Source organism: Neisseria subflava (assembly GCF_003044935.1).
Lineage (GTDB): Bacteria > Pseudomonadota > Gammaproteobacteria > Burkholderiales > Neisseriaceae > Neisseria > Neisseria subflava_E.
The window spans coordinates 233,004-256,483 of the sequence record NZ_POXP01000001.1 but is presented as its reverse complement, the minus strand read 5'-3'; the positions used below and the strand labels follow the sequence as shown (position 1 = coordinate 256,483).

Genomic DNA, 23,480 nt, shown 5'->3' with positions numbered 1-23,480 from the left:
CCATCCAAAATAAAACCGCATTGTAAAAACAATCTATTCCAAAAAACTTAATTCTTTGTAAAAGCAGTCATGAGCAATGAAAAATCCTGCAATCAAATTTCAGACGGCCTGATAAAAATAAGATAACATGTGAACGCTATTTTAAAAGGAAAAAGCTATGCCCTATGTCAACATCAAAGTAACCGGCGGCAGCGAAGCCCCGAATGCAGAGCAAAAAGCCGAATTAATCCGAGGCGTCACCGAATTACTCACTCGCGTTCTCAACAAAAACCCTGAGACGACCGTCGTCGTCATCGACGAAATCGATATGGACAACTGGGGCATAGGCGGCAAAAGCGTGACGGTTCGCCGTTCCGAAGCGCGCAATAAGTAAGCCTTGGCCGTCTGAAGCTCTTTTAATTTACCCACAAAAAGAGTACATTTATCCCATTGTTAACAATTTTACGGAACACACATCATGGAGAAATTCCCTAAATCATCCAAACTGGATCACGTTTGCTACGATATTCGCGGCCCAGTTCACAAAAAAGCCCTGCAACTGGAAGAAGAAGGCAACAAAATCCTCAAACTCAATATCGGCAATCCGGCTCCGTTCGGCTTTGAAGCGCCTGATGAAATCTTGGTTGACGTCATCCGCAACCTGCCGACTTCACAAGGCTATTGCGACTCCAAAGGCCTTTACTCCGCACGCAAAGCCATCGTTCACTATTACCAAACCAAAGGACTGCTCGACGTTACCGTCAACGATGTTTACATCGGCAACGGCGTCTCCGAATTGATTACCATGTCCATGCAGGCGCTGCTCAACGACGGCGACGAAATCCTGATTCCTGCACCAGACTATCCTTTGTGGACCGCCGCCGCGACACTGGCAGGCGGTACCGTCCGCCATTATCTATGCGACGAAGAAAACAACTGGTTCCCCAACCTGGCCGATATAGAAGCCAAAATTACACCGAAAACCAAAGCCATCGTCATCATCAATCCCAACAACCCTACCGGCGCGGTGTACAGCAAAGAAATCCTGCTCGAAATCGCCGAATTAGCGCGCAAACACGGCCTGATTATTTTCGCCGACGAAATTTACGACAAAATTCTTTACGATGGTGCCGTACACCATCACATTGCCGCCCTCGCCCCCGACTTACTGACCATTACGTTTAACGGCCTCTCCAAAGCCTACCGCGTGGCCGGTTTCCGCCAAGGCTGGATGGTACTCAACGGCCCGAAACATCATGCCAAGGGCTATATCGAAGGCCTCGACATGCTCTCGTCTATGCGCCTTTGTGCCACCACACCCATGCAACACGCCATTCAGACGGCCTTGGGCGGATACCAAAGCATCAACGAATTCCTCCTCCCCGGCGGCCGCCTGCTCGAGCAACGCAACAAAGCATGGGAACTGGTCAACCAGATTCCGGGCATATCCTGCGTCAAACCCATGGGCGCATTGTATATGTTCCCCAAAATCGATACCGAAATGTACGGCATTCATGACGACATGAAATTCATCTACGACTTACTCGTGCGTGAAAAAGTCTTGTTCGTACAAGGCACAGGCTTTAACTGGATACGCCCCGACCACTTCCGTATCGTTACCCTGCCGCCCGTTCATCAAATCGAAGAAGCCATGGACAAACTCAAACGCTTCTTGCAAAACTACCATCAATAAACCTAAACAAAGAGGCCGTCTGAAAAAGCAAACCGCTGTTCAGACGGCCTTTTTAATCAAACAGCAACTTGGCAAAGCCTGTTGACATGCGTATAATCAACTTTTCCTATCTGGGGGCGATCTTGGTTTCGACGGGGGTTGCAAAGCAGATGCGGGCATACCGGGGTCTCAGATTTCCCGTTAAACACTGAATCAAAATAGTCGCAAACGACGAAACTTACGCACTGGCCGCTTAAGGCCTGCCGTTGCAGCAGTTGGTCAATGGGCTGTGTAGCGCAAGCTACCGCAACGTCATTCTACATTGACTGGTTTTCTGTCGGGTTACTTGGCAGGAAACGAGATTTAAGGTAACTGGTTCTCTGAAGGCCTGTTGGTCGGCATGATGGGAACGAGATTCTAAATAGACACAACTAAGTATGTAGAACGCTCTGTAGAGGACTTTCGGACGGGGGTTCGATTCCCCCCGCCTCCACCATACCGAATTTTCAGCAGTATCCTGTAATACGCATAAAGCCTTGAGCCATAACGGTTTCAAGGCTTTTTTATTACCTTGAATATGCTGGCGTATGCTTGAGTTTTCGCAATTTATAGGGTAACTTTTAGGGTAACTTTTCATGAGTTACCCAAAAAAACAAGCCTGAAAAGTAGGCAAATTAGCCCTATTTTTTTAAACAAGTTACCCCAAAAGTCCATAAAACCAATTATTAACAATGGCTTAATGAGTTTTTAAAAGTTACCCCAAACTGGATTAAAAATGCCTAAACAGACGCTGCCACTTACAGATAGCCAATGCAAAAAACTACAACCGCCGAATCAATTATCAGACGGCGGCGGGTTATATCTTCAAGCAAGGGGAAACGGCAAATACTGGCGTTTTCGTTACTACCGACCAAGCGACAACAAACGCGATGAAATGCGACTGGGTGTCTATCCTGAAATCAGCTTAAAAGAAGCAAGAGAAAAACGCGAAGAATTGCGCGGGCTGATAGCCAAAGGGATAGACCCTAAACTACACCAGCAAGACAAAGCACAGAGGCAGGCAGAACAGCTAAAAAACACATTTGAGGCTATTGCGCGCAAATGGCACAGCGACCAAGTAGCAAAGCCGAATAAATGGAAGCCCGACCATGCACAAAGAGTTATCCGCAGCCTTGAGCTTCATATTTTCCCTGACCTTGCAACACGCAAAATAGACGAAATCATGCCGCTTGAGGTTTTAGGACTGTTACAGAGGCTGGAATCGGCGGGGAAATATGACACGGCACAAAAAATTTATGACGTAGTAAATCAAGTTTTCAAATATGCCGTAAAACTTCGCTTGAGCCTATTCAATCCCGCCGCCGAATTGCGGGGAGAGCTGGCAAAGGTGGAACAGAAACATTACCGCTTCATTAAAGACCCGCAAAGGATAGGCGAGATGTTACGGGCTTTTGACGGTTACACAGGTTTACCGCAAACACGCGCCCTATTACAGCTTTCCCCTTATGTATTTGCCCGCCCTTCCGAATTACGTTTATTGCGCTGGTGTGAAATTGATTGGGAGGAGCAGCAATACTATAAAGATGGCATAAACATGAAGAACAAGATAGACCATATTGTCCCCTTGAGCCGCCAAGCCTTAGCAATACTGGACGGCTTGAAACCTGTAACGGGGCATTATGAATATGTATTTTGTAACACCAGCAAAAAACAGCCCTTGAGCGAGGGGGCGATACGGAAAGCATTAGACCGTCTGGGATTCTTGGAAGAAACCACACAGCACGGCTTTAGACATACAGCCAGCACGATACTGAATGAGATGGGCTATAACGCCGATTGGGTAGAGCGACAACTAGCCCACAAAGACCCCAACACGACAAGGGCAGCCTACAACCATGCGGAATACTTAGAACAGCGCGCCGATATGGTTCAAAAATGGGCTGATTATCTTGATGAATTGAAAGCACATTCAGGCGTATTGCAGGAAACGGCAGAATAAACTATCATCTTAAGCATTACGAAAGAAAACCATGCGGATATTTAGAAACCAGTGGATAACGAAATTTGCCAAGAAGCACAAAATCAGCGATTCCGAGCTGATAGAAGCGGTAGAGCGGGCAGATAAAGGAGTAATAGACGCAGATTTAGGCGGCGGCGTTATCAAGCAGCGCATAGCAAGGCAAGGGCAAGGCAGAAGCGGCGGTTATCGTAGCCTGATATTTTTCAGACGTGGGGAACGGGCGTTTTTCATGACCGCCTTTGCCAAGAACGACCGCGAAAACATCACGAACAAAGAACTTGCAGAATTAAAGAAAGCCGCCGCCATCATCTTGGCAATGACGGAAACCGACATAGAGCAAGCCAAATCAAACGGCACTTTCACGGAGATACAGCCATGAAATACAAAAGCGAGATTTTCGCAGCAATACATGAAACCATGCAGGGTTTGCACGACATCGGCATTATCGACAAAAAAACCATGCGCGATTTTGACAAATCATGCCTGACCGAAATCAAACCATTGAGCGGCGAAGACATCAAGGCAATCAGAGAGCGCGAAGCATTATCACAAGCCGCTTTTGCCATGTATCTAAACATCGGTAAAAACCAAGTTTCCGAATGGGAACGGGGCATTAAAAAGCCGAGCGGCGCAGCTTTGAAGCTGCTTACCATCGTCAAGAACAAGGGAATTGAGGCGATTGCCTGATACTGGAAACAGAAAAGGAGCGGATATATTTCCGCCGCGAAGTACCACACGACGCCCCACCCGTTGATTTTTGGGGCTACTCAATCCGTTTTATGCAGTCAGAAAAAGAACATGGAGTGAATAGAATATGGCAGACGTCTTAACCCTTTCAGATATGCCCGATTTGTCCGATTGGCGATTAGCCCCGTTATGGACATTGGAGCAAGCCGCCCTATTATGGGCAGGAATTAATCCCGCGTTTTTCACTTTTGGGAGTATATGGCAGGAACACCCACGCAAACAGGCACGGGCAAAAATTGCATTACAGGCTTTTTCGGGCGGTATTGTTTTAAAAACCCTGACTGTCCAAGATTTGTATTTGCATGATGGAGATAGCGGGATTTATTGCGCCAGTCAAAAAACTGCCGTTTTCAGTATGAATGACATCGCACCAAACGACACAACCATTATGCAGAATGTGCTAATTAGCTGGGCAACGAAAGAACGTGTACTTAGCTTGAGGCAAACTATTCAGGCAGAAGAACAGGTAAGGCGGGAAGCGGCTAAAGCAGAGGCAGAAAAACAGGAAATGAAAGCCTTGCCTTATTGTGTTGTCCCTGAATTTGAAACCCCAGAATTTGAAACCGCTTGCATAGCGATTAAAGAATTTTGGAACAAGCAGACGGTAGGGGTTGCACCCCCTAAAGCACTTATAGTTCAAGACTTTATCAAGGACACCTTTAAGAAAATAACAGGGGTTGAGCCCACACTGGCAGCAATCAAGCGTATTGACAGCCTGACACGCCCGCCATTATTCAAAAACCAGTAGGCGAGTAACCCCCAAACCCCTTATTAGTCATACATTACAGGACGGTTAAACCCCTTTCTTGAAAGGAGGGTTTAACCGTTTTTTTATTGCCTAACCCCCCTATGCTTTTTGCACAATGCCGCTATCGAAACGCCAGCAACCCGCAGGCGTAATTAACCAAAAGGAGGCAATAAATGCACATTATCAATATCGACAGCTTACCTGATACCGCGCAATTAACTATCGCAGAACTTGAGACCAGCCAAGCGAAAGGACGGCGCGGAATCACTCGCTTGAGCAGTAGCCAAATTAGACGACTGGAGGCAGCAGGACAATTCCCGCAATCACGCCAAATCACAGGCACGCGCAGCCGCTTTTATGTAGCAGGAGAAGTGAAGAAATGGCTTACAGAACAGGCAAGCTAATGAAAGGATAACAGGAGTTTTCGGACCAATACGCGCCCGCGCGCGCGATTGTAACTCAAGACAAGCGCGCTTGTAAAACGTGCTAGGCAAGGCATAGCCCCTTTTAATTAAAAGCAGAATCAGACATTTATAAAAATCCGTCTGAAAAGTATTTACAAACACCACGCAAAACGGCAAGATTAGCAAACCTGTTCAATAGCAGGTCAGCCGTGAGAAGCTGAAACAAACAGGCAGATACAAAGCCGCCTAGCGGTTTTTTTTGTATCTATCCCCTAGCTTTACCTTTCATGGTGGGCGGGGCAAGGAGGGCGCACGCCCGCTGGTACTGTTTGCCAGTTTCTCACACCTTGCCTTTGCCCGCCGCCCTACCGTGTGAGAACGGAGGAGGCATTAGCCAAACAGAAAGGTAGCACCTCATGAAATCTTCAAATTCTACCCAAATCCAAACCATTCAAAATCAAGCCCAAACGGTAACCATCCCCTTAGAGCTGGCAAACCGCATCATGGACGCGCTGTATTACGGCGGCGAATTTATCGCCAATACGGGCGCAATCATCGACACCATTTGCGACAACATGGCCGCCCATCCCGTCCACAACGCCCCCATAAGTGCGATCAGAAGCACGGCACGCCTTGCCACAGTCATTCAAACCCTAGTCCCCCATGCGGAAAACTTGGAATCTTTCGATTTGTCATCCGAGCTTGAGGGATATATTCAAAACCGACCCCATCCCGCGCCCTGACGATTCAGACGACCTGAAAGAATGGGCTGTTTACAGCGTAACCCACGCCGGTTAAGCCCACCTATTCCCTGAAATTTACCCGCCTTTATGCCGCCTATTTCAGACGGCATAGGGCAAACTTCGCCCTAGTGTTTTCATAACTAATTGATTTTATTAGATTCATGTTTTGAAACACTGGAGGCAGAGCAAAGGATAAAACCATGAAACAGACCAATAAATCCGACCGTTTCCGCCGGTATCTTAACCGCGCCTTGCTGGTGTTTTGGGTGTTGCTTTTGGCTTTGGTAGTCCGAGCCTGTAACCAGCCCGCCCACGCCGACACGGAGCAACTAGAGCAGGAAACGCCCGCAATATGGGAAACCGACCCGACCGCCGGAATTGTTTTAGAACCAGTATCAGAGGAGGCAGAGCAATGAAACCAACATACCAAGACATTAAAGCCGTCGCGCAATACCGCTGGCCGGAAATACACGCCGCATTAGGCATAGACCCGCGATACCTGAAAAACAAACACCAGCCCTGCCCCGCGTGTGGAGGGAAAGACCGTTTCAGATATGACGACAAGGACGGAAACGGCACATTCATTTGCAGCCATTACAACAACGGCGCGGGCGATGGTTTCGGCTTGGTAATGCACTTTTTCGGGTGTGATTTTCAGACGGCCTTAAAGCAGGTTTCAGGCATTTTAGGCATGGACAATGCAAACCCTTTGCCGATACCGCCAACACGCCCACAAGCGCAACCACGCCCCGAAAAAGACCAAATCGAGGAACTGGCCGCATTGTGGAGAAGCACAGAACCTATCCGCCCCGATTCCCCTGTTATCCAGTATTTGAAATCACGCGGTTTGGACATGGCGCATTTACCCGAAAACGTCCGTTTCCTACCTGAAAAAGACTATTGGACAACAGGCGAAGATAAGCCGCTGTTGCTTGGTAGTTTCCCCTGTATGGTTTGCGCTATCCGCGATATGGACGAAGAGCTACAAGGCTTACACCTAACCTATTTACAGCCTAGCTATGACAAGCCATGCGGAGAGGACGGACTACACGCCCCGCGCTACCAGAAACTGGCAATCAAAGGCCCTGTAACAGGCGAAACATTACCGGCCAAGAAAATGAGAAGCCGCAAGAAAGGCAGTATATCGGGGCAAGCCGTCCACCTGTTCCCGATTCCTGAAAATGGCCGTCTTGTCATTGCAGAGGGCATAGAAACCGCCCTTGCCGCCCGTGAATTGTACAAGGCTTACGATTGGGGCTTATGCGCGGCCTTGAGCGCAAACAGCTTGGCAAATTTTCACTTTTTGAACGGTATAAAAGAGATTGTGATTATTGCCGATAACGACACGCCCCGCCCCGTTGGTTACAGAGCCGCTTATGACTTGGCAATGCGAGCCATTAAGCAGGGAATCAAGGCGAGTATATGGCAAAGCAAAACGCCGGGCTATGACGCACTGGACGAACTGAACGAGAAAAAGCAATCAGACAATCATTCCGGAGGACAGACAGCATGAAAAATACCGAAACAGCGAAGCAGGAAAGCCCTAACGATTACAACCTTGAGAATATCGAGCTATTCCGCCCGCGCCCTCACTTTGAAATCGATAATCAGGGCGTATGGTGGGTAAACGTTAGAACCGATAAAGACGGCGATATTATCGAATCAGAGCCGCAATTCCTTTCCGACCCTATCGACATCATAGGCACGGGGCAAGACAATGACGGCGCGTATTATCGGATTATCAAGTTTAAAGACAAAATCACACGCCAACAAAAGACCGCCGCCCTACCACAAGCAGAAATCGGCACAGTTCAAGGCTGGCAGCGTTTGCAGAATTTCGGCCTAGTCATCATGAGCGGACGGGCAAAAAGGGAAAGACTGGCAGACTATTTGCAGAAAGAGGGAAGCCCGATAGCCTTTACCATTACCGACCGCGCCGGTTGGAACGGGGACGCCTACATACTGGCAGGCGGGGAAGCCGTTAATGCAGACGGCACAAACATTCTATACAACGGAGACACCAGCCAAAAAGACGGTTACACAGAAAAAGGCAGCCTCAAGGAATGGCAGGAGCAGGCAGCGCGATACGCAGAGAACAATAGCCGCCTATGCCTTGCTTTGGGAGCTTCATTTGCCGCCCCGTTGCTTTCCCTGTTAAACGAAGAATCGGGGGGCTTCCACTTGATGGGCGATTCTTCAGACGGCAAAACCACAGCCGCAAAAGTAGCCTTGAGCGTATGGGGCAAACCATCAGGAAGCCTGTTGTCTTGGAGCGGTACGAAAATAGGCTTTTCCAACACAGCCGCCGCCCGTAATGATGGCTTGCTGGTGTTGGACGAAATAGGACAGGCAAGCCCGCACGTTATCGGCGATACTGTTTATAGCGTTATGAACGGTATCAACAAAGTGCAAGGCGCAAAACAAGGCGGAAACCGCGCTTTAAGCCGCTGGAAAGTGATGATGTTTTCCACTGGCGAAAAGACCCCCGATTCCATCTTGAAGCACCATAAGGGCGATTGGAACGCAGGACAAGCCGCCCGCCTGCCTAGTATCAGAGCCGCCGCGCAATACGGCATTTATGACACTTTGCACGGATTTGAAGATGGCGCATTGTTGAGTGAGCATATCGCCCAATCAACAGAAAAATATCACGGAACGGCAGGAAGACTATTTATCCGACAGCTTTTAGACGACCTAGAACAAGCCAAACAGCAGGCAACGGAGCGCATGGCCGCATTTATGGCAACCATTCCCGAACTATCAGGACAGGCGCGAAGAGTAGCGAAACGCTTTGCGATTGCCGCCGCTGCTTTGGAACTTGCCGCCCCTGTTACCGGCTTGCCCGTAGGTGTAGGCATGGCAGGCGTGAAAAAATGCTTTGATGAATGGCTAGAAGCCAACGGAGCAGGAAAACACGAAGACCGCCGAATCATTGAGCAGGCAGAGGATTTTATCGCCCAGCACGCATTAGGCACGCGGTTTATGGAATGGAGCGATAAAAGCACCAATAAAGACCATGCAGGATATAGGAAACAGGAGGGGGAAAAATTGGAATTATGGGTAATCCGCCGTGTCTTTGCCAATGAAATCGCCCAAAGTTTCGATGAAGCGAAAGTTTGCCGCGTATTAGCAGATAATGGATTGTTGAAATATAACCACAAAAATAGAGGCTATCAACACCAGCGGAAAGGTAACGGCTGGTTTCATGTTTTAGCTACAAATATAGAACTGGACGACTAATCATTTACATGGGGTTAATTCCAAAATCCTAACCAAGCCCGCCATGACCAACACAGGCGGGCTTTTTTACGTCTAAACATTCAGGCAGACCAACCAAGAAAGCATAAAATCAACAGGAAGCCCCTAAATTTCAAAAATTAGGACTGTTTGACCCTTTCCCTATACCTACCCTACCAAAACAAAGAAACGCGCTTACAGCGCAATTACGCCCTGTTTCCGCTATGACCAACAAAGACAGACGAGGGATAAATAATTTCGACACCAATACGCGCGCGCGTAATAATGTAGCCCTTGAATTTTGCGAGCCCATAAAAAAGAAAAGAAGACTAAGACAAGCGAATAGATAAAACCATATGCGCGAGACAAAATCACTTGTTACCTTTGTTACCACAAAACTTAACATTTATAACTATATGAATATAAATATAAAAACACAGAAAAAACGGTAACAAATGAACATAAATTTACTTGTTACCGATTTGTTACCACTTGTTACCCTTTTATATTCATATGGTTACATTTAAAAAACAGGGGCGGTAACAAATGGTAACAAGGTTAAAATTTGTATTTTGTTACCACGAAAGCCACGAATAGCAAGCCTTTCAGCCATTGGTAACAAGGTAACAAACGATTTTTGCGTTTTTTTTGTATATATACGCTTTCTTTTGCGGGCAAATGACCGGCAGAACTGATACAGACAAAAGCAGACCGAAAGGCAATATCGGACGGCTGGAAAATAAAGCAAGCACCAGCCCACAAGACGGCGCGTGATTGCCGGTGTTACAATCAGACCATATTTCACAGCTTGGCAGAAATGCCACAAAATATTTTTGCCCCTGCCACCCAAACGGCTTAAACTGGCAATCTAACAAAGGGAAAAATAGTGTCAAAAAATGCACCTACCTGACATTTTTGGGGTAACTTTTGGGGTAACTTTTACCGCAAACAAGAATATGATTATATTTAAATCAATAAGTTAAGTTCAAAGTACGATTGACCCCGCCTCCACCAGATTTAAAGCGCAAACTTTTGATTTAAAAAGGTTTGCGCTTTTTTATAAACTTAAACAGATCGTCTGAAACTTTTCAGACGGCCTGTTTTTGTCTCAAATATCTGAGTGAAAAAACTTTTTCTTTCGATACATTGCCAATAGTGCTTTGCTTTAAAAAAGATTTCAGCCTTACATTTTTCTATCGGATTTCATATTCATTTTACGATGCGGTCTAACCGTTACACTCAATGGAAGATGATCTGATAAATACTGCCAGTCTTTACTGTTGTGGATTTCAGAATCGATGACATCAAGATTGCGCGTGTAAATGCGGTCGAGACTGAGGATGGGCAGGCGCGAAGGGAAGGTTTTGGGGCGTTTGCCTGTATTATCGACAAATACTTCGTTCAAATCTAATGCCCTGCCCAGCTCATGGGCTGATTTCTGCCGCCAGTCATTGAAATCACCGGCGATAATCAAGGGGCTGTCAGAGTTGATATGGCGGTCAACATAGTTGCTGATGGCGCGGTATTGTTTAAGGCGGTCAGGCTCGCGCAGATTGAGGTGGACGCACAGACACACCAGCGGATCTTCCCAACCTTCGGGCACGACTTCGCAATGCAACAGGCCGCGCTGTTCGAGTTTATTGACGCTGATGTTGAGGTTGTTTTCCGTTTTCAGCGGTAGGCGGCTGAGAATGGCGTTGCCGTGGTGTCGTTTGGGATAGACGGCATTTTTGCCGTAGCTGCGATGATAATCGAGGCTGTCGCCGATGATGTCGTAATGCGGCGCATCGGGAAAGTCGGTACGGCGGCTTCTGTTGAGATGTTGTCCTTGGACTTCTTGTAAAAACAAAACGTCCGAACCCAATGCACCCAGCGCGTCAGCCATGCGGTTGACCTGCACTTTGCGGTTGAGCGCAGACATGCCTTTGTGCATATTGTAGGAAGTAATGGTAACTGGACGGGGAGACATGATGTGTGATGAAGCGGTTTATTTGTTTCAGTATAACACCGGAGCGTGTGGTTTTACGGCAATTTTGGTTATACTTGTTTAAAGAATAAAACGGCGTTTTGACAGGGAATTTCCCAATCAAAACGCCTTCCAAATAGAAGTGTACTCCACATTATCTCATCATTCAATTTAATAACAACCAATATTTATTCAACTACAACCAATCATTATCAAGCAATATGAACTACAAAAACAGTATAACTTGCATTAGACTCTTTTACATAGTAGGTTCATCAAACTTCTTGCGAATCATTTTGATATCATTTTTTACCAGATTCAGATATTGATTCTTTTTCATCCGCACATACGAAGGATGATAGGTCGGCATAATAAAATGGCAAATATCTTTCTCACATTTCCACTCACCTCTCAACTTAGTAATTCCAACTTTATCCAATACTGATTTGCATGCAGAATTACCAAGCAAAACTATTATCTTTGGTTCTATCAGTCTAATGAACTTCAAAATATACGGGCGGTAATATTCAATCACTTTAGTACTTGGCCGACCGAACTTTTTTCCATTTTTACCTGGTGGCATGCGAAACACCGCGTTAATAATATATATATCCTGGTCTAGTTTAAATTTCTCACTCTCCAACATCTCGTCTAGCAGAATACCAGCAGGACCTCTAAAAGGTTCTCCCTCTTCGTTTTCTATTGGTCCAGGAGCTTCACCGATAATTAACAACTTTGCTTTTGAATTTCCACGACTGATAACAAGCTTGTTACCCGTATATTCTAAGGGATCACCACGCATATTTTTAATTTCATCAATTAACCCTTCAATAAGATCCTCCTTTTCTTCAGATAACATCTAATGTCTCCATTCCAAGTCAGTTGTTGATTACTTCAACATTGGTCTCAAAAGTAACGGTATGTTGGTATTTAGATGCAGTTTTACGTTTCGGATAAGGATATTTGGAAACGCTTTTCACTGCGCGTTCGTCCATTTCAGGATTGCCGCTGGATTGAATGATATTCACGCGGTCAACATTGCCGGCAGGAGTTGTGAAGACATCCATCAAAACGGTTTTAACGCTGCCGTTTTGCGCTTTCATGGCTTCCAGAGTTTCGGTATCGGCTGCTTGTGCTGTACCGAATACAGCGGCAAACAACAGGGCTGAGGCGAGGAGTTTAGTCGTTTTCATGTTTTAGTCCTTATTAGGGTTGTGGTTAGGTTAAATATTTCAGACGGCCTGATTCGTCGTTATTTGAAATTCAAAATCGGCCAACCTTTTGCTTTGGCTTCTTTTTCCAGCTCGGCATCCGGATTGACGGCGACAGGTTCATCCACGATACGAAGCAGCGGCAAGTCGTTTTTGGAGTCGCTGTAAAAATAAACCTTACCGTAGCTTTCAAAGGTCTCGCCTCGCTCGGCAAGCCATTGGTTCAATCGGGTAATTTTGCCTTCTTTCAGGCTGGGCATACCGACATAGTTGCCGGTATATCGGCCGTCTTCGCCGGTTTCAAGCTGTGTGCCGATAATGTTGTGAATACCAAAAAGATGGCAGATTGGGGTAATGATGAATTCGTTGGTCGAAGAAATAACCAGCATTTCGTCGCCCGCCATTTGATGGCTTTGCACCAGCATACGCTGCATCGGAGAAATATGCGGAACAATATATTCGGCCATAAACTCGCGATGAAACTCAGCCAATTCCTCCTTGCTGAAACGGGCTAAAGGCGCGAGATGGAATTTGAGGAAGGCATCGATATCAAGACAACCGTTTTGATAGTCTTGGTAGAACTTTTCATTTTGCGCCTCGGTTTCAGCCGCATCGACTATGCCTTTTTTAATCAGGTATTGCGGCCAGGAGTGATCCGAATCGGTATTGATTAAGGTGTTGTCGAGGTCGAAAATGGCAAGGTTTTTCATTGGGTTTCCTGTTGTTTTAAAAGCTGGCGCAAAAGCGGCAAAGTAATACGCTTGCCCATCATAACGGCGTAGTTGTCAAGGGTATCGAGCATTTGCATCAGACTGTCCATATCGCGCCGCCAATGGTTCAGCAGGTATTCGAAGATTTCCGGATCGATGGTTACCTGACGGGCGGCCGCCATGCTGACGAGCGCATTGATTTTTTCCCGGTCGGTCAGCGGTTTGACTTCGTAAACCAAGCAATACGCCATGCGTGTGCGCAGGTCTTCGCGGATAACGAGCTGTTGCGGCGTATATTCGGAACTCAAAAGCAAAAAGCCTTTGCCGCTGTTGCGGAAGCGGTTGAAGATGGCAAACAGTAAAGCCTGTTCTTCATTATTGAGCTTTTCGATTTGGTCAATGGCGAGATATTCTGCATCCAACGCGGCTTCTGTCAGCGGCGTGGCGGCGGCATCAATATAGAGGGCATTTCGTCCGGCATCGAGCGCCTGTGCGACCCATGCCTGCAAGAGATGGCTTTTGCCTGCGCCCTCTTCGCCCCACACATAGATAAACTGCCCATGTTTGTGCTGCAACACATACACCAGCTCGGCATTTTCTGTTCCCAGAAATTTGTCGAAGCCGGGATAATCATGGCTGGCAAAATCGAAGATGAGCTGGTTCACAAAGGCGCACCGGTTAGGTTGAAATCGGCTTTATTTTACGTTGTTTTGCCGTCCACCATCAAGGATAAAGGCCGTCTGAAGCCTATACCTGCAACATATCTGCACTTCTAAACATATCTTGACGCGCTTACGGCATTGGTTTTATTCCGCTTTGGTTTTACAATGTCGAACTTCTCGCCGAAACATTTGTCTGTTCTTTTTCAGACGGCCTTTTTATTTGGGGAACCCTAGTGATTTCTATCCTTATTGATTTCATCCTCCATATCGACCAACACCTTGTCCACCTCTCCGCCCAATACGGCCCGTGGATTTACGCGATTTTGTTTGTTGTGATTTTCTGCGAAACCGGTTTGGTCGTAACACCATTTTTACCCGGCGACTCACTGCTGTTTGCTGCAGGCGGTATTGCGGCCATCGGCGGCATGAACATCCACGTCATGGTATTGCTGCTCTTAGCGGCCGCCATTCTAGGCGATGCGGCCAACTTTATGATTGGCAAATATTTTGGACAAAAACTGTTTGCCAATCCTGATTCCAAAATTTTCCGCCGTTCGTATTTGGAAAAAACCCATGCGTTCTATGAAAAACACGGCGGCAAAACCATCATCATTGCGCGCTTTGTGCCGATTGTGCGGACGTTTGCGCCATTTGTCGCAGGCATGGGCGATATGCACTATGGCACGTTTATCCGTTACAACATTATCGGCGCGATGTTGTGGGTATTGTCGTTTTCCTATGCAGGCTACTTCTTCGCCAATATCCCCGTCGTCAAAAACAATCTGGGCTTAGTTATGGCGGCAATCATCGTGATTTCGATTTTACCTGCGGTAGTCGAAGTCGTCCGCGCCAAACTTAACGCCAAAAAATAACAATCAATCGAAAAGTTTGAAAGTTTAAACACATCAAGGAATTGTCATGCCGTTGCTGTCTATTGAGTTTGCGGTATTCTTTATCGTATTTTTGCCAGTGTACTGGGCATTTGCACGTTTGCCGCAAGTTCAAAACGTTTTACTTTTGGTTGCCGGGCTAGGCTGGCTTTACCGTATCGACCCTATTTTTGCCGCGCTGATTTTGGTTTACTCGTCTGTGGTTTACCTGATCAGCGTGCTGATGTTTTCTGAAAACGAGAATATCCGCAAATTTTGGCTGGGTTGCGGTATTTCGGCGGCATTGACTGTTTTGTGTTTCTTCAAATATTTCGACTTTTTCCGCCCAATTATTCAGCAATATACGGGGCAAAGCGCCGTCATCGACATCCTTTTGCCTTTGGGCTTGTCTTATTACACTTTCCAATCGCTGGCTTACATGGTGTATTGCTACCGCGAGCCTAAGGGAGACCGTTTTGAATGGCATGAGCTCCTACTGCACCTGAGCTTCTTCCCCACCATCACATCCGGCCCGATTATCCGTGCGGCTGCTTTTAAAAGTATAGATGGCGAACAGGCGGGGGCATTGGTGCAAATCCGCACCAAACAGGCACGCCAGCTGATTTATCCGGCTTTGGCGGTCGGCCTGATTGTATTGGGCATTGCTAAAAAATGGTGGCTTGCCGGCGTATTGGCGGAAGGCTGGGTATCACCTGTTTTTGAAAATCCGGCCCAGTTCGACGGCTGGGGCGTGTTGTCTGCGATTTATGGCTACACCTTCCAACTCTTTTTCGACTTTTCCGGCTACTCGGATTTGGTCATCGGCTTGGCCATGCTACTCGGCTTCCAGCTGCCGAAAAACTTTGCCGCGCCGCTTCGCGCCATCAACATCCGCGACTTCTGGGACAGATGGCACATCAGCCTGTCCACTTGGATTCGCGACTATATCTATATCCCTTTGGGCGGCAGCAAAAAAGGCTTCGGACGCACCCAGCTCAATCTGATGATTGCCATGTTGCTTTCCGGCATTTGGCATGGCTACGGCTGGAGCTTTTTGATTTGGGGTGCGCTGCACGGTGCGGCGTTGGTGTTCCTTAACTGCGGCGATAAAATCGTCGGCCGCAATGCCTTAGGCCGTCTGAAAATCGGCAAACCGCTTGCCTGGCTGTTTACCTTCCATTTCGTTTGTTTCGCTTTTGTCGTCTTCAACAGCGCAACGCTTGCCGATACGGAAATGCTGTTCAGCGCCTTATTTGCCAATGATAAAGGTTGGAACGCGCCTCTGCCGACCGACCTCATGTTGCTGGGTGCATTTGCGATGATGCTTTTGCTATACCCGTATTTACTCCGCTTATTTGAAGCATCGATAAAAGGCTTGGACAAACTGCCTGCATGGCTGTGGTTTATCCCCATCACGCTTATCCTCGCACTGATTATCGTCTTCGCCCCGTCCGGCATTCCCGGCTTTATTTATGCCAACTTCTAAGGAGCAGAACATGAAACGCTTTATCTCCCTGTTTGTTTCGATTCTGCTCAGTGCGGTTGCACTGACGTGGTTTGCCCAAAACTCCATCAATGCCTATTGGCAGCAGACCTATCATGAAAACAGTCCGCTTGAGCCTTTATCCGAATATGCTTGGTGGCGTATCGGTGCGGATTGGCAACAAAAAGCCTACGAATTTTCAGACGGCCTGAAAGCCTCGCTGGAAACAGAAGACGCTTTAGCTTCGGAAGACTCTGGCATTGAAACAACAAGGCCGTCTGAAAATACGGAAAACATTGAAGTATCGGACAATCAAAAAGACTCTGCTGCTTCCGATGCGGCTAACAATACGGATACCGCCGCCAGCGAGCCAAGCAATCAGGCTGATCAGTCGGCAACGCAGGTCGTGTTGAAAAAAGGCAATAAAGTTTTCTTTGCCGGCGACTCGCTGATGCAGGGCGTTGCACCTTTCGTACAAAAGCACCTCAAGCAAGAATATGGCGTACAATCGGTCAACCTCAGCAAACAAAGCACCGGTTTGTCCTACCCCAACTTCTTCGACTGGCCGAAAACCATCGAACAAACTTTGCAAAAAGAACCCGACATCCGCGTTTTGGTTGTATTCTTAGGCCCTAACGACCCTTGGGATTTCCCGATGGGTAAAAAATACCTGAAGTTCGCCTCCCCCGAATGGGAGGCAGAATACCTCAACCGCGTCCGCCGTATTCTTGATGCAGCCTCCGCACATGATGTCCAAGTCATTTGGCTGGGCATTCCTTACATGAAAAAAGCCAAGCTCAACGAACAGATGCGCTACCTCGACAAAATCCTGTCGGGTACGGTGTCGCCTCAAGCCATTTGGCTGCCGACCGACAAACTGTTGAGCAATGGCGCAGAAGAATATGCCGACTCTGTCAAAGTAGATGGAAAAATCATCCGTTACCGCAGCAAGGACGGCATTCACTTTTCCGCAGAAGGCCAAAAACTACTGGCCGGAAAAATTATGGAAAAAATTAATTTTACACACGATATACAACCATGAAATTTAATAAAACCTTACTCCTCACGCTTCTCGCACTCCCTATTACCGCCTGCGCAACCAATGACGGCCTGTTAAGCAACTACGGCTCCAACCGTCCTGCCTGGCTGAACAAACTGCAACAGCTCAACCATACTTCAGACGGCAAATTCCGCATTATCCAAGTCGGCGACTCCCACACCGCCGGCGACTATTTCACCGACCGCCTGCGTCGCCGTTTGCAACAACAATGGGGCAACGGCGGTATCGGTTGGGTTTATCCTAATACCGTCAAAGGCCAGCGCATGGCAACCGTCCGTTACAGCGGCAGCGGTTGGAACACCATCAGCAGCCGCAAATCACACAGCGATTTTTCTTTCGGCGGGATTGAAGCACGCGCCGATGGCGGCAGCGTTACCTTAAGCGCAGCCGACGGCAGCATGGATATGCAACAAATCTCCATCTTCGGCAAACCAGTTTGGTCCGAACAAACCCTGACCGTCAACGGCCGAGAAATCCCTGCCACACAAAACGGTTGGCAACTGGTGCGTACCAATGCCTCCCTGCCGATGACCCTCAGCAGCAGCATGCCTTGGCAAATCGGTTTCATTAACATCGAACGCCCCGGACGCGGCGTAACCGTTTCCGCCATGGGCATCAACGGCGCACAGTTATCCCAATGGTCAAAATGGCGGCCGGGTATGTGGGAAGATTTGGCACAAACCAAAGCCGATTTAATCATTCTTGCCTACGGTACCAATGAAGCCTTTTCCGGCAACCTCGATATTTCTTCTACCGAGCGGACATGGCGCAATTACATCCGTCAAATCAAAAACACCCTGCCCAACGCAGGTATCCTGATCCTCGGTGCTCCGGAATCTTTGAAAACCGCCTACGGAAGCTGCGGCAACCGCCCTGTCTTGCTCAGCGAAGTACAACAAATGCAGCAACGCGTTGCCCGTGACGAAAAAATTATGTTCTGGTCTTGGCAGGATGCGATGGGCGGGGCATGCAGCATGAAAAACTGGATGGCTCAAGGCTTGGCAGCCAAAGACGGCGTTCACTTCTCTGCACAAGGTTATGAAACTGCAGCCGATAAACTTGCCGACAGCCTAATCCGCTTTGCCCAATAAATTGCAAAAGCCTAAGTACTTTTCATTAAGAGCACACAAAAGGCCGTCTGAAATTAATATTTCAGACGGCCTTTTGTTTATCGCTTATTTAGCAAACTGCTTAATTTTTAAGCCAACATATTGCTACTCATTCGTTGCGTTTGGTTTTCCGTAAAACGAACCAATCTTACCTGCTTGTCAAAGCCTAATGGCTTGGCGACAAGGCGGTTGGGCAATTTGTTCAAATGATGGTTGTAGCTTCCGGCTCTGCGGTTGTAAGTGCGGCGTGCCGATGCGACTTCCGCCTCTGCTGCATCCAGCATTTCCATCAAACCGGCCAATTTCTCATCAGGATACTGTTTCAAAAGGCCTTTGACGGCAGTTTGCAATTTTTTCAGCGCATGATTCAATGCTGTTTCGGCTTCACACAGATGTTTGATTTTGGACTCGGAAAATGTTTTGGCAGTTTGCGCCAATGCGGTTTCGACTTCGGCACACATCTGCTGAACGTTTTGATCCAATGCAATGCCCTGCTCTTGCAGGTGTTTGCTGTATGCATCCAATACATGACGGACAGCCTGATGTCGGCAGTCGAGCGCAATGCGCAAAGAGACAAAGGATTCGCGACAGTCTTTTTTGCGGTCTTTCAACTGTTGTTTGAAATACAATAAGACAGCGGCGATTGATACGAAGATAAGTGCAAGACTGATAATGCCCATAGTGAGTTCCCTAGTTATGATGCCACTCATATCGGTGGCTGATTTTATTAACATCGATTATAATCCAATTTTAATATTTTTTCCCAATTTTCATAAAAAAGGCCGTCTGAAATTCAGACGGCCTGAAGTTTATATTTCTATTTCAATGCTTTGACTTGATGTCAATAACCCACACTTCTGATTGCGAACCCAAACGAAGGGGAATGCCCCAGAAGCCGTAGCCTGAAGTGGTGAAGAAATGGCCGTTGCCGATTGCTTCATAACCATAAGCGAGACGATAAAGCGTACGGACGATAAGGTTGGCGGGTGCAACTTGGCCGTTGTGGACATGGCCGGAAACCTGCACATCTATCGGCAGCCGGGCATGGGTTTCGATTGAAGTAGGACGGTGATCCATCAATAAAACCGGTAATTGGGTATTTTGACCTTCCAAAAGCTGCTCCGCACTAGGACGCTTGCGATCCAAATCATCGCTCCGCCCTACCAGCAACACACCATTCACTTCCAAAACCTGATTGGCCAAAACCGTCAAACCTGCCGCTTCCAATTCATGTTTGATGCGCTTCTGATCGCGGAACCAGTCATGATTGCCCAAAGTGGCGTAAACGCCCATCGGCGCAGTCAGCTTCTGCAAATGCGGTTTCATGTTTTCTTTCAGGTACGCATCGACGGTATCGTCCATCAAATCGCCCGGCAGCAACACCATATCGACTTGTTCCTGCTTCATAATGTCCGTCAGCTTGTCTAATTGACGCGCGCCAAACAAAATCCCCAAGTGCAAATCGCTGGCCACGCCGATACGTAGCGGCTTATCCATTTTCTTATTGATGAATACGGTCTGATGGCGGACAACGGGCGTATAGGCGTTATACATCCCAAAACCGAGCAAACCGGCCACAAACAAAGGCGCAAACAGCCTCAGGCTTCGAGAAAGCGGTTGGCGTGCCATAAAACGGCGCAGCAAAAGATACAGGATAAATGTCGCCAGCGCGGCATACATCACAAACAGCAAGATCACCATCCAAAACGCCACCACGCGGAACATCATATGCCCCAATTCCAGTAGTAAGCCGACCAACAAGCCGTTTGTAATGAAATAGGAAATACCCATCAGCCAACGCCTGCCGACTTTGCCAATCCAAGGCGCAAACAGCCATTGCAGCGAACGCCCAAGCCCGAATGTAAACACTTGCAACAGAATGACGCTCACAAAAAACATCTTGCCAAACATGCCTTTCCGCCCTAAAAAATCAAAAGGCAGATTTTAGGCCGTCTGAAACTTTCAGTGTATAATCTCCCGCGTAAAAACCCATAATATTTTGAAAGGAATCATCATGAGCCAACCTCAATCAGCTATTATTCCTGATCACGCACAAGCCGGTATTTTTATCGAAGCAGACATTTCAGACGGCCGCAACGAAGACATCAAATCTGCCTGCCGTCTTTCTTTGGAATCCTTGGCCAAACTGAAAACTCGTTTTCCGAATGATATTTTGGGTTTGACCATTGCTTTTGGCAGCCGCGCATGGCAATCGTTCGGCCATACTGACGAAGGCAGAGAAATCAAACCTTTCCCTGAATTGGGCAACGGCCTCGCCCCTTCCACCCAACACGACCTCTATATCCACATTCAAGCCACCGAGCAAAAAGCCGCCTATGCCTTGGCTCAATCTGTTTTAGGCGCATTCGGCGACAGCATCCGCGTATCCACTGAAGAACACGGCCTGCGCCTGTATGAAGACCGCGGCTTTGACGGTTTTATCGATGGTACGGAAAATCCGCAGGGCGATGACAATGTGCGCAATGTCGCCATTATTCCCGAAGGCAAGCCCGATGCCGGCGGCAGCTATGTTTTGCTGCAAAAATACCTGCACGATTTGAAAAAATGGGATGCCGTTCCTACTGCCGAACAAGAAGCCAGCGTGGGCCGCAGCAAAGAAACCAATGATGAATTCAGCGAAGATGTACGCCTGCCCGACTCCCATCTCGGCCGCGTCAATGTCAAAGAAAACGGCGTTGGCTTGAAAATCGTCCGCCGTAGCTTGCCATTCGGCAAAATCAGCGGCGAACACGGTTTGATGTTCACTTCCTATTGCAACACGTTGCACAATATTGAAGTTCAACTGCTCAATATGTTCGGCGAATCTGACGGCAAAACCGACTTACTGCTGAAATATTTGTCTAAAGCCGTATCAGGTGCTTACTACTACGCGCCTTCTGTCGAGCGTTTGCAAAATCTTTAACGGCTCACAGGCCGTCTGAAAAACCTGCCTTTTCAAAGGCAGGTTTTTGTTATTCAAATCCCATTAATATTTTTATGGTATTATCATAGAAATTTATCCCATTATTGCTTCATAAACCCTGATTGCAGACAAGGATAAAAACTGATACGCCCCAAGCAGCTATTTTCGATAAAATAAACCCAATTATTATCTCTATAAAATTACGACACCATGTATAAATCCCGCCTTCTTCCCCTGCCCGTATTGATTCTTTCCGCGCTAAACGCCTATGCGGCCAATACGCCGAATCCCCTCGATCAAATCGATAAAAACGTACCCAACCAATTCGACAAAGACTTCCGCGACAACCTCGATCAAATTCATTCCGTCGAAATCCAAACACGCGAGCAGTCGGCATGGGATTTACAGAAAAAACAAGATAACGACGCGGTTAAACAAGAGAGGCCGTCTGAAAACAATACCGAATGCTTGGATTACACGGGTATTGAGCTTTCCGGCATTACACTCATCGATTCCAAAAAGATTGAAGCCAAGCTCCCCAAATGTGTCAATCAAAACAGCATCAACCAACTGAACCGGGACATCGTTGCCGAGTATATCGCTCAAGGCTATCCGCATACGCAAATCAAATTTGAAACCACGCCCGAGCGTGTTTTGAAATTGGCCGTCATCGAAGGCAAAATCCGTGAGATTACCGGCGGCTCCCGTACAGTTAACGTCGACACCCTCTTCCCCAATCATCAAGGCAAACCGCTGAACATCCAATACCTCGACCAAGGTATCGAACAGGCAAACCATGTTGTCGGCAACAACGTCAGCATCGATGTTTATCCGCATGATGACGGCACCGCCTCCATCCAACTCAACAACGATGCCGAAAAACATTGGGGCGGCAGCATTACCATCGACAATAAAGGCAGTAAACCCAATACCACGACACTGCGCGGTAGCCTGAATATTGGCAGCCCGTTGGGATTGAGCGACTCCCTTTATCTAAACGGCTATACCAATCTAAACAACCACGACAGCCATTACAGTCGCGGCGGCAGCCTGTTCTACCAAGTTCCTTATGGCGCATGGACATTCAGCACTTACGCCGCCGCGTCGCAATCGCAAAGCATCTTAACGCCCAGCGTGACCCGCTATGCCTACCGCTCCAAATCCAAAGCGGCAGGAATCAAAGCAGACCGCGTATTTTCACGCAGTCAAAAACACATTACCTCCGCCTATGCCGGTATCGATTATGTGAAACAGACTGCAAAATTTGCCGACAGCAAACTGGAATTGCAAAGTCCGGAAATCTATTCGGCACAAGTCGGCCTGTCGCATACAGCCATCCTGCCAAACGGTATTTGGCTCAACAATATCGGCGTGGAACAAGGGTTTGCAAAAAATACCGAACATACGCCGTTCGACAAGCGCTATACCTCTGTATCCTTGCAAAGCAATTTGATTCAAAACCGTCCATTGGGTAAATGGATCGTGCGCAACCATCACCAAATCGATGCCCAATATAGCCCGCATGATTTGTTTGCCGCCAAAGAAATGGACATCGTCGGCTATCAAAATGTACGTGGTTTCCGTTCGACTTCTTTGAGCGCAAACAGCGCAGTCCTGTTGAGCAATACCGTTTATTTCCGCCGCAATACGCCCCACGGCATCTATATCGAGCCTTATCTGGGCGCAGACATCGGCGTTGCCAAAAACAATAACGAAGGTTCGCAACGCGCCATGAGCGTAGTTGCAGGTTTGAATTTGGGCAAAGCGGACAAATGGCAACTTTCTGCCGACTATGGCAAAGGTTTTGCACGCATGCCCAACCAATCAAACAGCGAAATACAGGATCATGTGACCGTTTCTTTACGCATTCCATTTTAAAGTTATGTAAATATATATCCTTTTATCCAATATATAAACCGCCCATCTTAACGTTATTA

24 protein-coding genes and 1 other RNA gene are annotated in these 23,480 nt (G+C 47.5%); 18 read left to right on the top strand and 7 right to left on the bottom strand.

Annotated features, from left to right (window positions below):
* Nucleotides 1-157: 157 nt before the first annotated feature.
* From DBY95_RS01225 to DBY95_RS01170, 12 genes are all read left to right on the top strand, one after another.
* A complete protein-coding gene (locus DBY95_RS01225; RefSeq protein WP_107723101.1) occupies nucleotides 158-373 on the top strand; it encodes a tautomerase family protein in 216 nt (71 codons plus the stop codon).
* 84 nt (nucleotides 374-457) lie between these two features.
* A complete protein-coding gene (locus tag DBY95_RS01220) occupies nucleotides 458-1,672 on the top strand; it encodes a pyridoxal phosphate-dependent aminotransferase (RefSeq protein ID WP_107723100.1) in 1,215 nt (404 codons plus the stop codon).
* Nucleotides 1,673-1,784: 112 nt separating this feature from the next.
* Nucleotides 1,785-2,147: a transfer-messenger RNA gene (ssrA, locus tag DBY95_RS01215) on the top strand.
* A gap of 279 nt (nucleotides 2,148-2,426) precedes the next feature.
* A complete protein-coding gene (locus tag DBY95_RS01210) occupies nucleotides 2,427-3,650 on the top strand; it encodes a tyrosine-type recombinase/integrase (protein WP_107723099.1) in 1,224 nt (407 codons plus the stop codon).
* Between the two features lie 31 nt (nucleotides 3,651-3,681).
* Complete coding sequence (locus DBY95_RS01205; RefSeq protein WP_107723098.1) at nucleotides 3,682-4,050, top strand: type II toxin-antitoxin system RelE/ParE family toxin; 369 nt, start codon at nucleotides 3,682-3,684, stop codon at nucleotides 4,048-4,050.
* On the top strand, nucleotides 4,047-4,358 hold the full coding sequence (locus tag DBY95_RS01200) for a helix-turn-helix domain-containing protein (protein WP_070460005.1): 312 nt from the start codon (nucleotides 4,047-4,049) through the stop codon (nucleotides 4,356-4,358). The genes DBY95_RS01205 and DBY95_RS01200 overlap by 4 nt, the downstream gene beginning before the upstream one ends.
* Before the next feature lie 127 nt (nucleotides 4,359-4,485).
* Entirely contained in the window at nucleotides 4,486-5,166 is a 681-nt protein-coding gene (locus DBY95_RS01195) for a hypothetical protein (protein WP_107723097.1), read from the top strand.
* Between the two features lie 173 nt (nucleotides 5,167-5,339).
* Nucleotides 5,340-5,570 carry a helix-turn-helix transcriptional regulator gene (locus DBY95_RS01190; protein WP_049344708.1) on the top strand — a complete coding sequence of 77 codons (231 nt, stop codon included), beginning with the start codon at nucleotides 5,340-5,342 and terminating at the stop codon, nucleotides 5,568-5,570.
* A gap of 416 nt (nucleotides 5,571-5,986) precedes the next feature.
* A complete protein-coding gene (locus tag DBY95_RS01185; protein ID WP_107723096.1) occupies nucleotides 5,987-6,313 on the top strand; it encodes a hypothetical protein in 327 nt (108 codons plus the stop codon).
* Between the two features lie 200 nt (nucleotides 6,314-6,513).
* A complete protein-coding gene (locus DBY95_RS01180) occupies nucleotides 6,514-6,729 on the top strand; it encodes a hypothetical protein (RefSeq protein WP_049351938.1) in 216 nt (71 codons plus the stop codon).
* Nucleotides 6,726-7,826 carry a DUF7146 domain-containing protein gene (locus DBY95_RS01175; RefSeq protein ID WP_107722977.1) on the top strand — a complete coding sequence of 367 codons (1,101 nt, stop codon included), beginning with the start codon at nucleotides 6,726-6,728 and terminating at the stop codon, nucleotides 7,824-7,826. The genes DBY95_RS01180 and DBY95_RS01175 overlap by 4 nt, the downstream gene beginning before the upstream one ends.
* A complete protein-coding gene (locus DBY95_RS01170) occupies nucleotides 7,823-9,553 on the top strand; it encodes a DUF927 domain-containing protein (protein ID WP_107723095.1) in 1,731 nt (576 codons plus the stop codon). Before DBY95_RS01175 ends, DBY95_RS01170 begins: the two co-directional genes overlap by 4 nt.
* A gap of 1,180 nt (nucleotides 9,554-10,733) precedes the next feature.
* Here the strand turns inward: DBY95_RS01170 and DBY95_RS01160 are convergent.
* From DBY95_RS01160 to hda, 5 genes are all read right to left on the bottom strand, one after another.
* A complete protein-coding gene (locus tag DBY95_RS01160) occupies nucleotides 10,734-11,519 on the bottom strand; it encodes an endonuclease/exonuclease/phosphatase family protein (protein WP_107723093.1) in 786 nt (261 codons plus the stop codon).
* A gap of 256 nt (nucleotides 11,520-11,775) precedes the next feature.
* Nucleotides 11,776-12,375 (bottom strand): uracil-DNA glycosylase, encoded by a 600-nt coding sequence (locus DBY95_RS01155; RefSeq protein ID WP_107723092.1) that lies wholly within the window; start codon nucleotides 12,373-12,375, stop codon nucleotides 11,776-11,778.
* Nucleotides 12,376-12,394: 19 nt separating this feature from the next.
* Nucleotides 12,395-12,709: a TonB family protein gene (locus tag DBY95_RS01150; protein ID WP_003747161.1), complete on the bottom strand. Its 315-nt coding sequence runs from the start codon at nucleotides 12,707-12,709 to the stop codon at nucleotides 12,395-12,397.
* Between the two features lie 59 nt (nucleotides 12,710-12,768).
* Nucleotides 12,769-13,437 carry an HAD family hydrolase gene (locus DBY95_RS01145; protein ID WP_107723091.1) on the bottom strand — a complete coding sequence of 223 codons (669 nt, stop codon included), beginning with the start codon at nucleotides 13,435-13,437 and terminating at the stop codon, nucleotides 12,769-12,771.
* Nucleotides 13,434-14,102, bottom strand: a complete 669-nt coding sequence (gene hda, locus DBY95_RS01140) for a DnaA regulatory inactivator Hda (protein WP_070826137.1) — start codon at nucleotides 14,100-14,102, stop codon at nucleotides 13,434-13,436. Before hda ends, DBY95_RS01145 begins: the two co-directional genes overlap by 4 nt.
* Before the next feature lie 230 nt (nucleotides 14,103-14,332).
* Between hda and DBY95_RS01135 the strand changes: the two genes are divergently transcribed.
* Genes DBY95_RS01135 through DBY95_RS01120 form a run of 4 tightly spaced genes read left to right on the top strand, consistent with a single transcriptional unit; the run spans nucleotide 14,333 to nucleotide 18,602 of the window.
* On the top strand, nucleotides 14,333-14,971 hold the full coding sequence (locus DBY95_RS01135) for a DedA family protein (protein ID WP_107723090.1): 639 nt from the start codon (nucleotides 14,333-14,335) through the stop codon (nucleotides 14,969-14,971).
* Nucleotides 14,972-15,017: 46 nt separating this feature from the next.
* Nucleotides 15,018-16,454: an MBOAT family O-acyltransferase gene (locus DBY95_RS01130; RefSeq protein ID WP_107723089.1), complete on the top strand. Its 1,437-nt coding sequence runs from the start codon at nucleotides 15,018-15,020 to the stop codon at nucleotides 16,452-16,454.
* A 10-nt stretch (nucleotides 16,455-16,464) separates the two neighbouring features.
* On the top strand, nucleotides 16,465-17,493 hold the full coding sequence (patB, locus tag DBY95_RS01125; RefSeq protein ID WP_107723088.1) for a peptidoglycan O-acetyltransferase PatB: 1,029 nt from the start codon (nucleotides 16,465-16,467) through the stop codon (nucleotides 17,491-17,493).
* Nucleotides 17,490-18,602 carry an SGNH/GDSL hydrolase family protein gene (locus tag DBY95_RS01120; protein ID WP_107723087.1) on the top strand — a complete coding sequence of 371 codons (1,113 nt, stop codon included), beginning with the start codon at nucleotides 17,490-17,492 and terminating at the stop codon, nucleotides 18,600-18,602. Before patB ends, DBY95_RS01120 begins: the two co-directional genes overlap by 4 nt.
* Before the next feature lie 107 nt (nucleotides 18,603-18,709).
* On the opposite strand, the gene DBY95_RS01115 is transcribed toward DBY95_RS01120, so the two are convergent.
* Nucleotides 18,710-19,330, bottom strand: a complete 621-nt coding sequence (locus tag DBY95_RS01115) for a LemA family protein (protein WP_234394563.1) — start codon at nucleotides 19,328-19,330, stop codon at nucleotides 18,710-18,712.
* 112 nt (nucleotides 19,331-19,442) lie between these two features.
* The gene (locus DBY95_RS01110; RefSeq protein ID WP_107723085.1) at nucleotides 19,443-20,531 is read right to left on the bottom strand and encodes a metallophosphoesterase; all 1,089 of its coding nucleotides are present in this window, start codon (nucleotides 20,529-20,531) and stop codon (nucleotides 19,443-19,445) included.
* A 103-nt stretch (nucleotides 20,532-20,634) separates the two neighbouring features.
* Here DBY95_RS01110 and DBY95_RS01105 point away from each other — a divergent pair, with 103 nt between their 5' ends.
* Together DBY95_RS01105 and DBY95_RS01100 are read left to right on the top strand one after the other, a co-directional pair.
* Nucleotides 20,635-21,543 carry a Dyp-type peroxidase gene (locus DBY95_RS01105; RefSeq protein WP_107723084.1) on the top strand — a complete coding sequence of 303 codons (909 nt, stop codon included), beginning with the start codon at nucleotides 20,635-20,637 and terminating at the stop codon, nucleotides 21,541-21,543.
* A 210-nt stretch (nucleotides 21,544-21,753) separates the two neighbouring features.
* Nucleotides 21,754-23,421: a ShlB/FhaC/HecB family hemolysin secretion/activation protein gene (locus DBY95_RS01100; RefSeq protein WP_107723083.1), complete on the top strand. Its 1,668-nt coding sequence runs from the start codon at nucleotides 21,754-21,756 to the stop codon at nucleotides 23,419-23,421.
* Nucleotides 23,422-23,480 lie beyond the last annotated feature (59 nt).

Excerpts from the sequence above, each read along its gene's own strand:
- DBY95_RS01225 (WP_107723101.1), top strand. The coding sequence starts at position 158 with ATGCCCTATGTCAACATCAAAGTAACCGGCGGCAGCGAAGCCCCGAAT.
- DBY95_RS01220 (WP_107723100.1), top strand. The coding sequence starts at position 458 with ATGGAGAAATTCCCTAAATCATCCAAACTGGATCACGTTTGCTACGAT.
- DBY95_RS01210 (WP_107723099.1), top strand. The coding sequence starts at position 2,427 with ATGCCTAAACAGACGCTGCCACTTACAGATAGCCAATGCAAAAAACTA.
- DBY95_RS01205 (WP_107723098.1), top strand. The coding sequence starts at position 3,682 with ATGCGGATATTTAGAAACCAGTGGATAACGAAATTTGCCAAGAAGCAC.
- DBY95_RS01200 (WP_070460005.1), top strand. The coding sequence starts at position 4,047 with ATGAAATACAAAAGCGAGATTTTCGCAGCAATACATGAAACCATGCAG.
- DBY95_RS01195 (WP_107723097.1), top strand. The coding sequence starts at position 4,486 with ATGGCAGACGTCTTAACCCTTTCAGATATGCCCGATTTGTCCGATTGG.
- DBY95_RS01190 (WP_049344708.1), top strand. The coding sequence starts at position 5,340 with ATGCACATTATCAATATCGACAGCTTACCTGATACCGCGCAATTAACT.
- DBY95_RS01185 (WP_107723096.1), top strand. The coding sequence starts at position 5,987 with ATGAAATCTTCAAATTCTACCCAAATCCAAACCATTCAAAATCAAGCC.
- DBY95_RS01180 (WP_049351938.1), top strand. The coding sequence starts at position 6,514 with ATGAAACAGACCAATAAATCCGACCGTTTCCGCCGGTATCTTAACCGC.
- DBY95_RS01175 (WP_107722977.1), top strand. The coding sequence starts at position 6,726 with ATGAAACCAACATACCAAGACATTAAAGCCGTCGCGCAATACCGCTGG.
- DBY95_RS01170 (WP_107723095.1), top strand. The coding sequence starts at position 7,823 with ATGAAAAATACCGAAACAGCGAAGCAGGAAAGCCCTAACGATTACAAC.
- DBY95_RS01160 (WP_107723093.1), bottom strand. The coding sequence starts at position 11,519 with ATGTCTCCCCGTCCAGTTACCATTACTTCCTACAATATGCACAAAGGC.
- DBY95_RS01155 (WP_107723092.1), bottom strand. The coding sequence starts at position 12,375 with ATGTTATCTGAAGAAAAGGAGGATCTTATTGAAGGGTTAATTGATGAA.
- DBY95_RS01150 (WP_003747161.1), bottom strand. The coding sequence starts at position 12,709 with ATGAAAACGACTAAACTCCTCGCCTCAGCCCTGTTGTTTGCCGCTGTA.
- DBY95_RS01145 (WP_107723091.1), bottom strand. The coding sequence starts at position 13,437 with ATGAAAAACCTTGCCATTTTCGACCTCGACAACACCTTAATCAATACC.
- DBY95_RS01130 (WP_107723089.1), top strand. The coding sequence starts at position 15,018 with ATGCCGTTGCTGTCTATTGAGTTTGCGGTATTCTTTATCGTATTTTTG.
- patB (WP_107723088.1), top strand. The coding sequence starts at position 16,465 with ATGAAACGCTTTATCTCCCTGTTTGTTTCGATTCTGCTCAGTGCGGTT.
- DBY95_RS01120 (WP_107723087.1), top strand. The coding sequence starts at position 17,490 with ATGAAATTTAATAAAACCTTACTCCTCACGCTTCTCGCACTCCCTATT.
- DBY95_RS01115 (WP_234394563.1), bottom strand. The coding sequence starts at position 19,330 with ATGAGTGGCATCATAACTAGGGAACTCACTATGGGCATTATCAGTCTT.
- DBY95_RS01110 (WP_107723085.1), bottom strand. The coding sequence starts at position 20,531 with ATGTTTGGCAAGATGTTTTTTGTGAGCGTCATTCTGTTGCAAGTGTTT.
- DBY95_RS01105 (WP_107723084.1), top strand. The coding sequence starts at position 20,635 with ATGAGCCAACCTCAATCAGCTATTATTCCTGATCACGCACAAGCCGGT.
- DBY95_RS01100 (WP_107723083.1), top strand. The coding sequence starts at position 21,754 with ATGTATAAATCCCGCCTTCTTCCCCTGCCCGTATTGATTCTTTCCGCG.